The sequence below is a fragment of the Streptomyces sp. WMMC500 genome (genome assembly GCF_027497195.1).
Classification (GTDB): domain Bacteria; phylum Actinomycetota; class Actinomycetes; order Streptomycetales; family Streptomycetaceae; genus Streptomyces.
This window is the reverse complement of sequence record NZ_CP114905.1, coordinates 2,529,551-2,544,253: the sequence shown is the minus strand read 5'-3', so window position 1 is coordinate 2,544,253 and position 14,703 is coordinate 2,529,551. Positions and strand designations below refer to the sequence as shown.

13 protein-coding genes and 1 riboswitch are annotated in these 14,703 nt (G+C 72.9%); of the genes, 10 read left to right on the top strand and 3 right to left on the bottom strand.

Annotated features, from left to right (window positions below; genetic code table 11):
• Positions 1-7 precede the first annotated feature (7 nt).
• Positions 8-1,141 carry a glycine cleavage system aminomethyltransferase GcvT gene (gene gcvT / locus O7599_RS10305; RefSeq protein WP_281621828.1) on the bottom strand — a complete coding sequence of 378 codons (1,134 nt, stop codon included), beginning with the start codon at positions 1,139-1,141 and terminating at the stop codon, positions 8-10.
• Between the two features lie 158 nt (positions 1,142-1,299).
• A riboswitch (glycine riboswitch) is annotated at positions 1,300-1,397 on the bottom strand.
• A gap of 177 nt (positions 1,398-1,574) precedes the next feature.
• On the opposite strand from gcvT, the gene O7599_RS10300 reads away from it, so the two are divergent.
• Positions 1,575-2,141, top strand: a complete 567-nt coding sequence (locus tag O7599_RS10300) for an AAA family ATPase (RefSeq protein WP_281621827.1) — start codon at positions 1,575-1,577, stop codon at positions 2,139-2,141.
• Between the two features lie 60 nt (positions 2,142-2,201).
• Here the strand turns inward: O7599_RS10300 and O7599_RS10295 are convergent, their stop codons facing one another.
• Complete coding sequence (locus tag O7599_RS10295) at positions 2,202-2,855, bottom strand: hypothetical protein (protein ID WP_281621826.1); 654 nt, start codon at positions 2,853-2,855, stop codon at positions 2,202-2,204.
• Between the two features lie 131 nt (positions 2,856-2,986).
• Here O7599_RS10295 and O7599_RS10290 point away from each other — a divergent pair, with 131 nt between their 5' ends.
• The 8 genes from O7599_RS10290 (at position 2,987) to O7599_RS10255 (ending at position 12,560) form a co-directional block, all read left to right on the top strand.
• Complete coding sequence (locus O7599_RS10290; RefSeq protein ID WP_281621825.1) at positions 2,987-3,760, top strand: enhanced serine sensitivity protein SseB; 774 nt, start codon at positions 2,987-2,989, stop codon at positions 3,758-3,760.
• A 132-nt stretch (positions 3,761-3,892) separates the two neighbouring features.
• Positions 3,893-4,693 (top strand): enhanced serine sensitivity protein SseB C-terminal domain-containing protein, encoded by an 801-nt coding sequence (locus O7599_RS10285; protein ID WP_281621824.1) that lies wholly within the window; start codon positions 3,893-3,895, stop codon positions 4,691-4,693.
• A gap of 348 nt (positions 4,694-5,041) precedes the next feature.
• Positions 5,042-6,040, top strand: a complete 999-nt coding sequence (locus O7599_RS10280) for an ABC transporter permease (protein WP_281621823.1) — start codon at positions 5,042-5,044, stop codon at positions 6,038-6,040.
• 116 nt (positions 6,041-6,156) lie between these two features.
• Entirely contained in the window at positions 6,157-7,887 is a 1,731-nt protein-coding gene (locus O7599_RS10275; protein ID WP_281623335.1) for an ABC transporter substrate-binding protein, read from the top strand.
• 76 nt (positions 7,888-7,963) lie between these two features.
• Positions 7,964-8,971, top strand: a complete 1,008-nt coding sequence (locus O7599_RS10270; protein WP_281621822.1) for an ABC transporter permease — start codon at positions 7,964-7,966, stop codon at positions 8,969-8,971.
• The gene (locus tag O7599_RS10265) at positions 8,968-10,065 is read left to right on the top strand and encodes an ABC transporter ATP-binding protein (protein WP_281621821.1); all 1,098 of its coding nucleotides are present in this window, start codon (positions 8,968-8,970) and stop codon (positions 10,063-10,065) included. Before O7599_RS10270 ends, O7599_RS10265 begins: the two co-directional genes overlap by 4 nt.
• The gene (locus tag O7599_RS10260; protein WP_281621820.1) at positions 10,062-11,264 is read left to right on the top strand and encodes a dipeptide ABC transporter ATP-binding protein; all 1,203 of its coding nucleotides are present in this window, start codon (positions 10,062-10,064) and stop codon (positions 11,262-11,264) included. Before O7599_RS10265 ends, O7599_RS10260 begins: the two co-directional genes overlap by 4 nt.
• 105 nt (positions 11,265-11,369) lie before the next feature.
• Entirely contained in the window at positions 11,370-12,560 is a 1,191-nt protein-coding gene (locus tag O7599_RS10255; protein WP_281621819.1) for a cysteine desulfurase family protein, read from the top strand.
• Positions 12,561-12,639: 79 nt separating this feature from the next.
• Here O7599_RS10255 and O7599_RS10250 read toward each other — a convergent pair whose 3' ends face one another.
• Positions 12,640-13,434 (bottom strand): N-acetylmuramoyl-L-alanine amidase, encoded by a 795-nt coding sequence (locus tag O7599_RS10250; protein WP_281621818.1) that lies wholly within the window; start codon positions 13,432-13,434, stop codon positions 12,640-12,642.
• An 89-nt stretch (positions 13,435-13,523) separates the two neighbouring features.
• Between O7599_RS10250 and mnmA the strand changes: the two genes are divergently transcribed.
• The gene (mnmA, locus tag O7599_RS10245; protein ID WP_281621817.1) at positions 13,524-14,663 is read left to right on the top strand and encodes a tRNA 2-thiouridine(34) synthase MnmA; all 1,140 of its coding nucleotides are present in this window, start codon (positions 13,524-13,526) and stop codon (positions 14,661-14,663) included.
• Positions 14,664-14,703: the final 40 nt, after the last annotated feature.

Here is a 14,703-nt window from a genome sequence, read left to right as displayed (position 1 = left end):
GGAGCGGTCAGGGGCGGGTGTAGAACGGCAGGGCGACGACCTCGTACGGCTCGTGGCTGCCGCGGATGTCGACGCCCACGCCGGTGGCCGCCGAGGGCCCCGGCTCGGCGTGCGCGGCGTCCACGTACGCCATGGCGATCGGCTTGCCCAGGGTGGGGGAGGGGGCGCCGGAGGTGACCTCGCCGATCCGCCGGCCGCCGGCCACCACCGCGTACCCCGCGCGCGGCACCCGCCGGCCCTCGGCGACGAGGCCGACCAGCACCCGCGGCGGCTCGGCCGCGGCGCGCTCGGCGGCCTGCTCGAGCGCCTTGCGGCCCACGAAGTCCCCGGGCTTGTCGAGCTTGACGACGCGGCCGAGACCGGCGTCGAAGGGCGTGAGCGCGGTGGTCAGCTCGTGCCCGTACAGCGGCATCCCGGCCTCCAGGCGCAGGGTGTCGCGGCAGGAGAGCCCGCAGGGCACCAGGCCGTCGTCCCGCCCGGCGGCGGTCAGCGCCTCCCACACGGCGACCGCGTCCGCGGGGCGGACGAACAGCTCGAAGCCGTCCTCGCCGGTGTAGCCGGTGCGGGCGATGAGCGCGCCGGCGCCGGCGACGGTGCCGGGCAGGCCCGCGTAGTACTTCAGGCCCGCCAGGTCCGCGTCGGTGACCCGGCCCAGGACGGCCGGCGACTTCGGGCCCTGCACGGCGATCAGGGCGTAGGACTCGCCGTCGTCGCGCACCTGAGCGCCCGGGAAGCCGGCGGCCCGCTCGGCGAGGGCGGCCAGGACGACCCGGGCGTTGGCGGCGTTGGCGACGATCATGAACTCGTCCTCGGCGAGCCGGTAGACGATCAGGTCGTCGAGGATGCCGCCGTCCTCGCGGCAGATCATCGTGTACCGGGCGCGGCCGGGGCGCACGGCCGACAGCCGGCCCACCAGCGCGTAGTCCAGCAGGGCGGCGGACCCCGGCCCGGTGACGGCGATCTCGCCCATGTGGGAGAGGTCGAAGAGGCCGGCGCGGGTGCGCACCGCGACGTGCTCCTCGCGCTCGCTGCCGTAGCGCAGCGGCATGTCCCAGCCGGCGAAGTCGGTCATGGTGGCGCCGAGGGCGCGGTGCGTGGCGTCGAGCGCGGTACGGCGCGGTGCAGGGCTCTCAGGGGTCATCGTCAGGCTCCCGGACAGGGGGTGGTCGTGTCCTCCCCATCTGTCATCGGAACCTGAGAGGTTCGCCACGATCCCGCGGGAGCGTGGCTTGCACCTTGGGTGGGACCGGCGCCGGCGCACGGCTGTGCTCCCAAGCGCGGCCCTCTTTTCAGATCTGCCTAGCCCGCGCGGTGACGGGGCCTGAGAGATTCAAGGGAGGACTTGCTCCTTCGGCGCCCGGTGCGGCGAGGCACCGGGACTCTCCCGCGCGGATTCGAACGGCCGGTATGCAGTTGGCGGGCCCCATCATTGCACGCGGCCCGCGCTCGCGGACAGGGCGGAGAAAACCGGGAGACCGTCTTCCGCCACGGCCCGTTGCGTCCTTGTCCAGCCCCGCCGCTGTTGCGACGCTTGTGGAGGGCAGGCGGCGGCGGTGCGGGGCGTGGGAGGCGGCGTGACGGTGGAGCAGGCGGCCTCGCGGGAGCGGCTTCGCTATCCCGCGGGGGACATCGTCGTGGTCTCCGGGCTGCCGGGCAGCGGCAAGAGCACGCTCATGCGGCGTACGCGGCCGCCGGCGGCGGTGCTGCTGATCGACTCGCAGTACGTGCGGGAGCGCTGGGCGCGCAAGCTGGGCGCGCGGCTGCCGTACGCGGTGTACAGGCCTCTGGTACGCATCGACCACTACGCGCGACTGCGCCTGGCGGTCCGCGCCGGCGGCAGCCTCGTCGTGCACGACTGCGGCACGCTGCCGTGGGTGCGCTGGTGGCTGACCAGGCAGGCGCGGCGGTACGGGCGCGGGGTGCACGTCGTGGTGCTGGACGTGCCCGCCGACGTGGCCCGGGAGCGGCAGGAGCGGCGGGGGCGCGCGGTGTCCCGGTACGCCTTCGCCCGGCACCGGTGGGCGCACCGCAGGCTGCTGGACTGGGCGCGCGCCGCGGGACCGGCGGCCCAGGAGTGCGACTCGGTGCTGGTGCTGGACGACAGGGAGCCGGGGGCGCCGCGCTCGATCAGCTTCGGCTGAGCCCGCGCCGGCCGCGCGCCGGGACCCTGCCGCGGCGAGCCGAACCCGAGCCCGCGCCCGCTACGCGCCCGCCTCCCCCGGCAGGCTCGGCGGCACCTTCGCGTTCGCCGCCGGCACCTGCGGAACCTGCCCCGCCGGCACCAGCCCGCTGCCGGCCGTCGCCGCGAGGACCCGCACCAGCGCCCCCACGGTCACCGAGGCCCGCTCGTCGACCGCCGCCCCGTCGCCCGCACGCCCGGCCCGTACGAGCCCGTCCAGCTCCTCGCGCAGCGCGGCGACGGCCTGCGCCAGCGCGGTCGTCTCCTGTGCCTTCATCGACTTGACCGTGCCCTTGGCCGTCGCCGCCGCGGCCACGGCGTCCAGGTGCGAGCGGAAGGCGGGCAGCGTGCGCGGGTCCAGCCGGCCGCCGTCGGCGACGGCCTGCTGGACCAGCTCGACCGTCCGCGCCGTGCAGGCGGTGAGCTGCCCGAGCCGGGCCAGCAGATGCAGCGTCGCGGGGTCCACGTCGGCGGCGGCCGGGGCGGTGCCGCCCGGGGCGGTGCCGCCCGGGGTAAGGGCAGCCGGGGCAGCGGCGGCCCGCCGGCCGTCCTGGTGCCCGGCCCCGGCGGCGCCCGCGGCGACGGCGACGGGCCCGGCGGCCCCGAGCAGGAGGGCGCCGCCGGCGACGGCGGTGACGACGGTGGCGGCGAGGCCGGCCATTCGGTTCTTACGCATGGAAAACGGGCTCCCTGTCGCGCGGTTCGGTGGGTGAGAGGGCTCCACCGTGTGCAGGCGGGACCTTCGCCCGCGAGCGCTCGCAGCCGTTAGGGTGCCGACGTTCATCCCCCGAGAGTTGGCTGGTCCCGATGAGCTTCGACTACCGCTCCCCGCAGCCCCCCGCCACGGGCGGTTTCCCCGGCAACGAGCTGGAGGAGGTGCTCGCCGCCTCCCTCGGCAACCCGCAGGCCGCGCCGCGGCTGCTGGAGGTGCTGGGCCGCAGCAGCCTGTGGGTGCCGCTGCCCGAGGGCGGCGGTCCCGACAGCGGCTCGCTCGGCCTCCCGACGACGGAGATCGGCGGCGCGCCGTACGTGCCCGTGTTCTCCTCGCAGGAGGAGTTCCTGCGGGTGGCCGGCTCCCACCTCTCGTTCACCGTCGCGCCGGCCCGCGAGTTCGCCCGCGGACTGCCGCCCCAGGTCGGCATCGCGGTCAACCCCGGCGGCACGGTCGGCGTGCCGCTGCCGCCGGCGGCGGTGGCGGAGCTGTGCCGGGACCGCGCGTCGTCGCGGCTGCCGGGGGAGGCGCGCGGCGGCCGGGTGCGGCTGTTCACGCCGGACTGGCAGGACGACCCGGTGGACTTCCTGGCCGTCGCCCGGGAGGAGTTCGAGCGGATCGGGGTGGTGCGCAGCGCGCGCCGGGGGCTGGCGAGCGTGGAGGGCGGTCCCGAGCAGCTCTACATCGGCGTCGAGCTGCTGGACACGTACGACGAGAGCCGCCAGGCGGCGGTGGAGGCGCTGGGCCGGGCGCTGGGCGCACAGCCCGTGCGGTGGAAGGTGCAACTGGTCTTCCTCGACGCCGCGGTGGACCCGGTGATCACCTGGATGCGGGCCAAGGTCGAGCCGTTCTACATCAGGGTCGCCTGACGCGGTGAGGCTCTAAGCTGGTTTGATGACCTTTCCGGGCGTACACGCGTGCCCGGGAGCGGCGGCGGCCGAGACGAAGGGTTGGGGCCCAGGGTGAACGGGGGCGCGCGCGGGAGTGCGCCGGGAGCGGGCGTGGACCGGTTGGTCCGCCAGGTGGCTCCCGGCGGGTACGAGGCGTACGAGACGCTGCTCGCCGCGCTGGCCGCCGGGCAGGTGTGGATGCTGCTCTGGCAGGGCCGCCCCGACTCGCCCGACGCGCAGTACGGCAGCATGCAGGTGGAGGGCCACGCCTACGCGCCCTGCTTCAGCTCCGAGGGCGAGCTGGCCGCCAGCGGCTGGGCCGGCGCCCACGAGCCCGTCGCCGGCGCCGAGATCGCCGCCGCGCTCTACCCCGACCGCTGGGGCCTGTGGCTCGACCCGCACGCCGCCGGCGGCGGCGTCGGCGTCCCCTGGCTCGACCTGCGCCGGGTGGCCACCGGCCTGGAGCGGCTGCCCGCGGGGCCGCTGCGGATCTCCGAGCCGGTCGTGGACGTCGCGCAGTTCTACGCGCTGCTGGGCCAGACCGCCCACCGCACGCCCGCCGTGCGCACGCTCTGCCGCGCCTGGGTGCAGCCGGCGCTCGGCGAGCCGTACCTGGCCATCGGCATCGACCTGTACGACACGGGCCCGCAGTCCGTCGCCGCGGCGCAGGCGATGATGCAGGAGTCCGTGGCCGCGGTGCCCCCGGGCCTGGCGGTCTCCACGGTCGCGCTGGCCGACGACCACGACCCGGTGGCGATGTGGATGCGGGCCAACTCCCGGCCCTTCTTCGACCGCGGCGCCTACGGCGGCGGCCCGGCCGCACCGCCCGCCGGTTACGGCTATCCGCCGCCGCACTCCGCGGGGGGCGCCCAGCAGTCCGGCTGGCAGCCGGGGCCCGCTCCGCAGTTCTGAGACCCGGCCCCGTTATATCCGTACGTGTCCTGATATCGGACCGACGAAGATCCGCTCAGCGGCGGTCGGATGTCCGGATAACGGTTATCCACTGCATCACATCACGTTTGCGCATCCATTCCCCTTGGGGTCTGGCGAGTGATCGCAGGCGCATTGAAGACTCCCCCCGCAGGAAGCTGTCGTTCCCCTGTGCGACGGCAGACCTTCACGACCAAACGCTACGGGCATCAGGCGCGTACGGCACCAGGGATCACGGCACCACTGCATGACTTGCACCAGCGAAGCGAATGAGCCGCTACCGCGGCAGACGACGGCGGGACGCCGCCGCTCGAGAGGGGTCCCCACAACATGACGGCACCTATCGAGACCACCGGCGCTGCCGAGGCGACGCCGGAAGCTCTCGTCGAGGGCGTGGACAAGAGCCGGATCGAGGGCCGTTCGCTCGGGCGCATCGCCTGGATGCGGCTCAAGCGCGACCGCGTCGCCATGGCCGGCGGCGTCGTCGTGGTGTTCCTCATCCTGATCGCCGCGCTCTCCCGGCCGATCCAGTCGATCTTCGGGCTCGACCCCAACAAGCTCAACCAGGACCTCGTCGACCCCTCCCTGGCCACGCCGTACGGCTCCTTCGGCGGCATCAGTTGGGACCACCCGCTGGGCGTGGAGCCGCGGCTCGGCCGCGACATCGCCACCCGGATCCTCGAAGGCTCCTGGGTCTCGCTGCTCGTCGCCTTCGGCGCCACCATGGTCGCCGTCGTGATCGGCACCGTCCTCGGCGTCATCGCCGGCTACTACGGCAAGTGGGCGGACACGATCATCAGCCGGACCATGGACACGTTCCTGGCCTTCCCGGTGCTGCTCTTCGCCATCTCCATCTCCGCCGCGCTGCAGGGCGGCGCCTTCGGGCTCAAGGGCCTGCAGCTCCACATCGGCGTGCTGATCTTCGTCATCGGCTTCTTCAGTTGGCCGTACATCGGCCGCATCGTCCGCGGACAGACACTCAGCCTGCGCGAACGCGAGTTCGTCGAAGCGGCCAGGAGCCTGGGCGCACGCGGCCCCTTCATCCTCTTCCGGGAGCTGCTGCCGAACCTGGTGGGGCCGATCCTCGTCTACTCCACCCTGCTGATCCCGACCAACATCCTCTTCGAGGCGGCGCTCAGCTTCCTCGGCGTGGGCATCCAGCCGCCGCAGGCCTCCTGGGGCGGCATGCTGAGCAGCGCGATCGACTACTACCAGGTCGATCCGATGTTCATGGTCGTACCGGGCGTGGCGATCTTCCTGTCCGTGCTGGCCTTCAACCTCTTGGGCGACGGGCTCAGGGACGCACTCGATCCCAAGGGCCGCCGATGACACCGATGACCCCAAGAAGCAGCCTGGGTGCGGCACCCGCCGTGCCCGCTCTCGTCCCATCACTCCGAACCAGGGGGCAACGCCTCACCATGAAACTCAGGTCGAAATCAGCCGCCATGCTCGCGGTTGCCGTCTCGGTCGCGCTGACCGTCTCCGCCTGCGGCGGCGGCGGCAACGATGACGACGGGGAGGGCGAGGGCGGCGGCGCCGCCGCGAACGCGGCGATCGATAAGGTGCTCAACCCGTCCGAGAAGAAGGGCGGAACCCTCGTCTACGAGTCCGCCGACGTGCCGGACTCGATGGACCCGGGCAACACGTACTACGGCTACGTGTGGAACTTCAGCCGGCTGTACGCCCGCTCCCTCATGACGTACGCCCCCGGCCCGGGCGCGCAGGCCGCGGAGCCGGTGCCGGACCTCGCCGAGGGTCCCGGTGAGTCGACCGACGGCGGCAAGACCTGGACGTACAAGATCAAGAAGGGCGTCAAGTACGAGGACGGCACCGAGATCACGGCCGGTGACGTCAAGTACGCCGTCGAGCGGAGCAACTACGCCCGCGACGTGCTCTCCCTCGGCCCGAACTACTTCGCCCAGTACCTGGAGAACCCGGACGACTACAAGGGTCCGTACAAGGACAAGAGCGAAGAGGGCATCTCCTCCATCCAGACCCCGGACGACCACACGATCGTCTTCAACCTCGCCCAGCCGTTCCAGGAGTTCGACTACCTGGTCGCGATGACCCAGACCGCGCCGGTGCCGCGGGACAAGGACAACGGCTCGGACTACCAGAAGAACATCGTCTCCTCCGGCTCGTACAAGTTCGAGAGCTTCGAGCAGGACAAGTCCGCCACCCTGGTCCGCAACGACCAGTGGGACCCGAAGACGGACAAGATCCGCAAGCAGCTCCCGGACAAGATCGAGGTCCGGTTCAAGGTCAACGCCGAGACCATCGACAAGAACATCGAGGCCGGCGAGACCCACGTCATGTTCGACGCCCTCGGCGTCACCGGTCAGACGCAGTCCCAGCTTCTGCGGGACGAGTCCAACATGATCGACAACCCGACCGGTGGCCGCCTGACCTACCTGGCGATGAACACCCAGCTCGCGCCCTTCGATGACGTCAACTGCCGCAAGGCCGTGGAGTACGCCATCGACAAGGACTCCTCCATGCGCGCGCTCGGCGGCGAGCCCAAGGGCGACATCGCCACCACCGCGCTGCCCCCGGACGTCCCGAGCCACGAGGCGTACGACGACCCGTACGCCACCGAGGGCAACAAGGGCGACGTGGAGAAGGCCAAGGCCGCGCTGAAGGAGTGCGGCCAGCCCGACGGGTTCGACACCGTGCTGACCGCGCGCACCGAGCGGCAGGACGAGATCGACAACGCCACCGCGATCCAGGCGGCGCTGAAGAAGGTCGGCATCAACGCCGAGATCCAGAAGTTCCCCGGCGGCAAGTACTTCACCGACTTCGCTGGTTCCCGGAAGTGGACCCAGGACAACAAGGCCGGTCTGTACATGATGCAGTGGGGTTCCGACTGGCCCAGCGGCTACGGCTTCCTGCAGCAGATCGCCAACGGCGGCGCCCTCGGCGAGTCCGGTAACACGAACATCTCGTACCTGGACGACCCGGAGATCAACAAGCTGCTCGACGAGTCGATCGCCAACCCGGACCAGGCGGCCCGTGCCAAGGCGTACGCCGAGGTGGACAAGAAGATGCTGGAGACGGCGGCCATCGTGCCCCTGTCCTACTTCAAGGTCCTGCACTACCGCTCGGACAAGCTCACCAACCTGGTGGTCTCGCAGGCGTTCAGTGGTCAGTACGACTACCTGAACCTCGGCCTGAAGTAGCACCCCCACCGGCTGCGCGGGCGGTGCCCTTCACCGGCACCGCCCGCGCCGCCCGGACCGTGGAAGGCACGCCCTCGTGTTCGCGTATCTCATCCGGCGGCTGCTGGCCGCGGTGGTGCTGCTCTTCGTCGTGAGCGCCATCACCTACGCCATCTTCTTCATCCTGCCGCGGCTAGCCGGCAGCTCCGCCGACCAGCTCGCCGCGCAGTACATCGGCAAGAGCCCGGACCCCAAGACCATCGAAGCGGTCAAGCAGAACCTCGGCCTCGACGATCCCGTCTACGTCCAGTACTGGGACTTCATCCGCGGCATCTTCGCCGGCCGGGAGTTCAACTTCGGCCCCGACCCGTCGCAGTGCAACGCGCCCTGCCTCGGCTACTCCTTCCGCAAGCACGTGGAGGTCTGGCCGGAGATGCTGGACCGGCTGCCGGTCACCGCCTCGCTGGCCATCGGCGCCGCCGTGCTGTGGCTGATCTCCGGGGTGACGACGGGCGTGATCTCGGCGCTGCGCCCGGGGTCGTTCTTCGACCGCGCGGCGATGGGCATCGCCCTGGCCGGCGTCTCGCTGCCGATGTTCTTCACCGGCACCGTCGCGCTGGCGCTCTTCGTCTACAACTGGGAGATCTTCCCCAACGAGTACACGCCGCTCACCGAGAATCCGGTGCGCTGGTTCCAGGGGTTGATGCTGCCCTGGTTCTCGCTGGCGTTCCTCTATTCCGCGCTCTATGCGAGACTCACGCGCGCCGGAATGCTGGAGACCATGGGCGAGGACTACATCCGCACCGCCCGCGCGAAGGGCCTGAAGGAGCCGGTGGTGATCACCCGGCACGGGCTGCGCTCCGCGCTGACCCCCATCGTGACCATCTTCGGCATGGACTTCGCGCTGCTGCTCGGCGGGGCGGTGATCACCGAGACGGTGTTCTCCTTCAACGGGGTCGGTTCCTGGGCGGTGCAGTCCATCAACGAGAACGACCTGCCGCCGATCCTCGGCGTGACGTTGTTCGCCGCCTTCTTCATCGTGATGTGCAATCTGGTGGTCGACTTCGTGTACGCCGCCATCGACCCGAGGGTGAGGGTCTCGTGACCGGTCTGACGAAGACGGGCGCCGTCGGCGAGCCGGTGCCCGCCGGCACGGAGGCGTCGTCGTTCCTGGACATCCGGGACCTGAAGGTCCACTTCCCGACCGACGACGGCGTGGTGAAGTCCGTCGACGGGCTGTCCTTCCAGTTGGAGAAGGGCAGGACCCTCGGCATCGTGGGCGAGTCCGGCTCCGGCAAGTCCGTCACCTCGCTGGCGGTGATGGGCCTGCACACCGCCGGGCAGTACGGCAAGCGGCGGCGGGCACAGCTCTCCGGCGAGATCTGGCTCAACGGCCAGGAACTGCTGTCCGCGGAGCCCGACGCGGTGCGCCGGCTGCGCGGCCGCGAGATGTCGATGATCTTCCAGGACCCGCTCTCCGCGCTGCACCCGTACTACAAGATCGGGTACCAGATCGTGGAGGCGTACCGGGTCCACCACGACGTCGACAAGAAGACCGCGCGCAAGCGGGCCATCGAGATGCTCGACCGGGTCGGCATCCCGCAGCCCGACAAGCGCGTCGACGACTACCCGCACCAGTTCTCCGGCGGCATGCGCCAGCGCGCGATGATCGCGATGGCGCTGGTGAACAACCCCGAACTGCTCATCGCCGACGAGCCGACCACCGCGCTCGACGTCACCGTGCAGGCGCAGATCCTCGACCTGATCCGGGACCTGCAGAAGGAGTTCGGCTCCGCGGTCATCATCATCACCCACGACCTCGGCGTGGTCGCCGAGCTGGCCGACGACATCCTGGTGATGTACGGCGGGCGGTGCGTGGAGAAGGGCTCGGCCGAGCAGATCTTCGACCGGCCGCAGCACCCGTACACCTGGGGCCTGCTCGGCTCCATGCCGCGCATCGACCGCGAGGCCACGGACCGGCTCATTCCGGTCAAGGGCAGCCCGCCGAGCCTCATCAACGTGCCGAGCGGCTGTGCGTTCCACCCCCGCTGCCCCTACGCGGACGTGCCCGCGGACGACGCCAGCCGCACCGTACGGCCCGAGCTGCGCGAGGTGGGAACCGGCCACTTCGCCGCCTGCCACATGCGGCAGGAAGACCGGGAGCGCATCTACACCGAAGAGATTGCGCCGAAGCTGTGAAGGACGAGGCTGTGCCCGAGACGAAGGCCGAGAAGGCGACAGAGGCGGGGGACGGGAAGGCTGCCGACGCCCCGGCGGACGCCGCGGCGGACGCCCCGGGGAAGGCCCCGGCGGACCGGCCGGCCGACGCCGGCGGGGCGGCGGCGACCGCGACCGTTCCGGGCGCGCGGATGCGCAAGAAGCCCACCGCGGGCACCGAGCCGCTGCTCAGGGTCTCCGGGCTGACCAAGCACTTCCCCATCCGCAAGGGCCTGATGCAGCGCAAGGTCGGCGCGGTGCAGGCCGTGGACGGCATCGACTTCGAGGTGCTGCCCGGCGAGACCCTGGGCGTGGTCGGCGAGTCCGGCTGCGGCAAGTCCACCATGGGCCGGCTGATCACCCGGCTGCTGGAGCCCACCGGCGGCAGGGTCGAGTTCCAGGGCCGGGACATCACGCACCTGAGCACGGGCCAGATGCGCCCGCTCCGCCGCGACGTGCAGATGATCTTCCAGGACCCGTACTCCTCGCTGAACCCGCGGCACACCGTCGGCACCATCGTCGGCGCCCCCTTCAAGCTGCAGAACGTGCGGCCCGAGGGCGGGGTGAAGAAGGAGGTCCAGGGGATCCTGGAGCGGGTCGGCCTGAACCCCGAGCACTACAACCGCTACCCGCACGAGTTCTCCGGCGGCCAGCGGCAGCGCATCGGCATCGCCCGCGCGCTGGCCCTGCAGCCGAAGCTGATCGTGGCCGACGAGCCCGTCTCCGCACTGGACGTGTCCATCCAGGCACAGGTGGTCAACCTCCTGGACGACCTCCAGCAGGAGTTCGGGCTCACGTACGTGATCATCGCCCACGACCTGTCCGTCGTCCGGCACGTCTCGGACCGGATCGCGGTCATGTACCTGGGCAAGATCGTCGAACTCGCCGACCGCACCAGCCTGTACCAGGAGCCGCTGCACCCGTACACCAAGGCGCTGATGTCCGCGGTGCCGGTGCCGGACACCAAGCGCCGGCAGCAGCGCGAGCGGATCCTGCTCAAGGGCGACGTGCCCTCGCCGATCGCGCCGCCGTCCGGCTGCCGCTTCCACACCCGCTGCTGGAAGGCCACCCAGGTCTGCAAGACCAAGGAGCCGCCGCTGCTGGAGCTGAAGCCCGGCCGGCGCACCGCCTGCTGGCACCCGGAGAACGCGCCCGACCAGGCACCCGACGACACGAAGTAGTCCGGCCGCCGGCGCCGCGCCGCCGCCGTGCGGGCCCGGGGCGGGTCCGTACGGCCGGAAGGCGGCGCCCGGCGGGCGGGCGGGCGCCGTAGAATCGGGACCATCATGGACCAGGCCGTCTACCTCGACCACGCCGCCACCACGCCGATGCTCCCCGAGGCGGTGCGGGCCATGACCGACCGCCTCGCCGCCACCGGCAACGCCTCGTCGCTGCACGCCGCGGGCCGGAGGGCCCGGCGGGCGGTGGAGGAGTCCCGGGAGCGGCTGGCCGCCGCCTTCGGCGCCCGGCCCAGCGAGGTGGTCTTCACCTCCGGCGGCACCGAGGCGGACAACCTCGCCGTCAAGGGCCTGTACTGGTCGCGGCGGGCCGAGGACCCGGCCCGTACCCGGGTGCTCGCCAGCCCCGTCGAGCACCACGCGGTGCTCGACGCCGTGCACTGGCTGCAGAAGCACGAGGGCGCCACCGTCGACTGGCTGCCGGTCGACGCCCACGGCCGGGTGCACCCCGACGCGCTGCGCGCCGCGCTGGAGCGCGGCCCCGCCGGGGGCGCGGACGACGTGGCGCTGGTGACGGCGATGTGGGCCAACAACGAGATCGGCACGGTCCTGCCCGTCGCCGAACTGGCCGCCGTCGCGCGGGAGTACGGCGTGCCGATGCACGCCGACGCCGTGCAGGCGGCGGGCCAGGTGGAGGTCGGCTTCGACGCCTCGGGGCTGGCCGCGCTCACGCTCACCGGACACAAGATCGGCGGCCCGTACGGCATCGGGGCCCTGCTGCTCGGCCGGCAGTACGCGCCCGAGCCGCTGCTGCACGGCGGCGGGCAGGAGCGCGAGGTGCGCTCCGGCACGCTGGACGTGCCGGCGATCGCCGCGTTCGCGGTGGCGGCGGAGCTGGCCGCGGAGCGGCGCGCGGAGTTCGCCGCCGGGGTGGGCGCGCTGCGCGACCGCCTGGTGGCCGCGGTACGGGCCGCGGTGCCCGCCGCGGTGCTCAACGGCGACCCGGACCCGGCCGGGCGGCTGCCCGCCAACGCGCACTTCTCCTTCCCCGGCTGCGAGGGCGACTCCCTGCTGCTGCTCCTCGACGCCCAGGGCATCGCGTGCTCGACCGGCTCCGCCTGCACCGCGGGCGTCGCCCAGCCCAGCCACGTGCTGCTCGCCGCGGGGGCGGACCCCGACCTGGCGCGGGGGACGCTGCGGTTCTCGCTGGGGCACACGTCGACGGAGGCGGACGTGGCGGCGCTGGCGGCCGCGATCGGGCCCGCGGTGGAGCGGGCGCGGGCGGCGGGTCTGACCTGAGCGGGCCGGCGCGCGCCGGCCCTCCGGAGGGCCGCGCGGGGTCGCGGTGGGACCGCGGCGGGTCGCCGCGCGCCCCCGGTCAGGAGTCGCGTGCCGGCCGCGCGCTCGCCCTGCGGCCCGCGGCTGTGTGTGCCTCGTGTTCCTCGCGTACCAGGCGCATGTACCGCCGCCAGTCCCAGTGCGGCCCCGGGTCGGTGTGCGTGGCCTCCGGGACCTCGTTGTGGCCGACGATGTGCTCGCGGTCCACGGGGATGTCGTAGCGCCGGCAGATGTCCGCGGTCAGCTTCGCCGACGAGCGGTACATGACGTCGGTCAGCGTCTCCGGGCGGTCCACGAAGCCCTCGTGCTCGATGCCGATGCTGCGCTCGTTCCACTCCCGGTTGCCCGCGTGGAACGCGACGTCCAGCTCGCGCACGGTCTGCGCGACGTGCCCGTCCCCGGCCCGGACGACGTAGTGGGTGGCGGCGCCGTGGCCGGGGTCGCGGAAGACCTGGAGCGCCACCGCGTAGCTGCCCTCGGTGACGTGGATGACGACGCGGTCGATGCCGTAGTCGGCGGGGCGGTCGGCCCGGCGCCAGTTCGCCTCCGAGGCGCCGGCCCAGTTCGCGGCGGCGTAGTCGAGTTCACCCGGTCTGCGCGGCTTGTCGATGCCGGGCACCTGCCACCACAGGCGCTTGAGATGCTCGTACCCGGCCCAGCCCAGGCCGGCCCCGACCGCGCCCACGCCGAGGGCGGCGAGCACGGCGCGGCGGCTGGAGCGGCGCGGCAGCCCGTCCCCCGCGTCGCCCCCGGCGGCGCCGGGCGCGGGCCGCCCCGCGTCCGCGCGCGGCTCGCCCGCCCCGTGCTCCGGGGCGTCGCCGTCGGTCGTCGGCATGCGGTCATTCCTTGTCGTCCGGTCTCGATCGGCCAACGCCTCCGGCCGCCGGACGGTTCCGCGCCGCGCCTCGTTACCCTGGAGTGGCTATGACACCACGAGCGACACACCCGGCCCGCCCCGCCCGTCTGAAGGTCCTCGCCGCCATGTCCGGCGGCGTGGACTCCGCCGTCGCCGCCGCCCGCGCCGCGGCCGCCGGGCACGACGTCACCGGGGTGCACCTCGCGCTCTCCGCCAACCCGCAGTCCTTCCGCACCGGCGCCCGCGGGTGCTGCACCGTCGAGGACTCGCACGACGCCCGCCGCGCGGCCGACGTCATCGGCATCCCGTTCTACGTCTGGGACCTCGCCGAGCGGTTCCGCGAGGACGTCGTGGAGGACTTCGTCAGCGAGTACGCCGCGGGCCGTACCCCCAACCCCTGCCTGCGCTGCAACGAGAAGATCAAGTTCGCGGCGCTGCTGGACAAGGCGCTGGCCCTCGGCTTCGACGCGGTCTGCACCGGCCACTACGCCAAGGTCGTCACCCGCGACGACGGCACCCGCGAGCTGCACCGCGCCGCGGACGCCGCCAAGGACCAGTCGTACGTCCTCGGCGTGCTGGACGAGCGGCAGCTCGCGCACGCGATGTTCCCGCTCGGCGAGACCGAGACCACGAAGGCCGAGATCCGCGCGGAGGCCGCGGAGCGCGGCCTGTTCGTGGCCGAGAAGCCCGACAGCCACGACATCTGCTTCATCGCGGACGGCGACACCCAGGGCTTCCTCGCCCGCCGCCTCGGCACCGCCGAGGGCGACGTCGTCGACGAGTCCGGCACCCGCGTCGGCGGCCACTCCGGCGCGTACGGCTTCACCGTGGGCCAGCGCAAGGGGCTGGCCCTGGGCCACCCGGCCCCCGACGGCCGGCCGCGCTACGTGCTCGACATCTCGCCCGTGGACAACACCGTCACGGTCGGCCCCGCCGCGTCCCTGGACGTCGAGGCGCTGACCGCGGTCAGGCCGCGCTGGTGCGGCACGCCGCCGGCAGGACCGGGCGCGTACACCGCGCAACTGCGCGCGCACGGCGGTGAGACGGCGGTGACCGCCGAGGTCGCCGGCGACGAGCTGCGGGTGAGCTTCGCGGCGCCGGTGCGGGGGGTCGCGCCGGGGCAGGCGGTGGTGCTGTACGACGGCACCCGCGTGGTCGGCTCCGCGACGATCGCGACCACGCGCCGCGCGGGCGCGCCGGTGGCGTAGGGACGCCAGGGAGCCGGGGAGGCGCCCGCGCGCGGCTGCG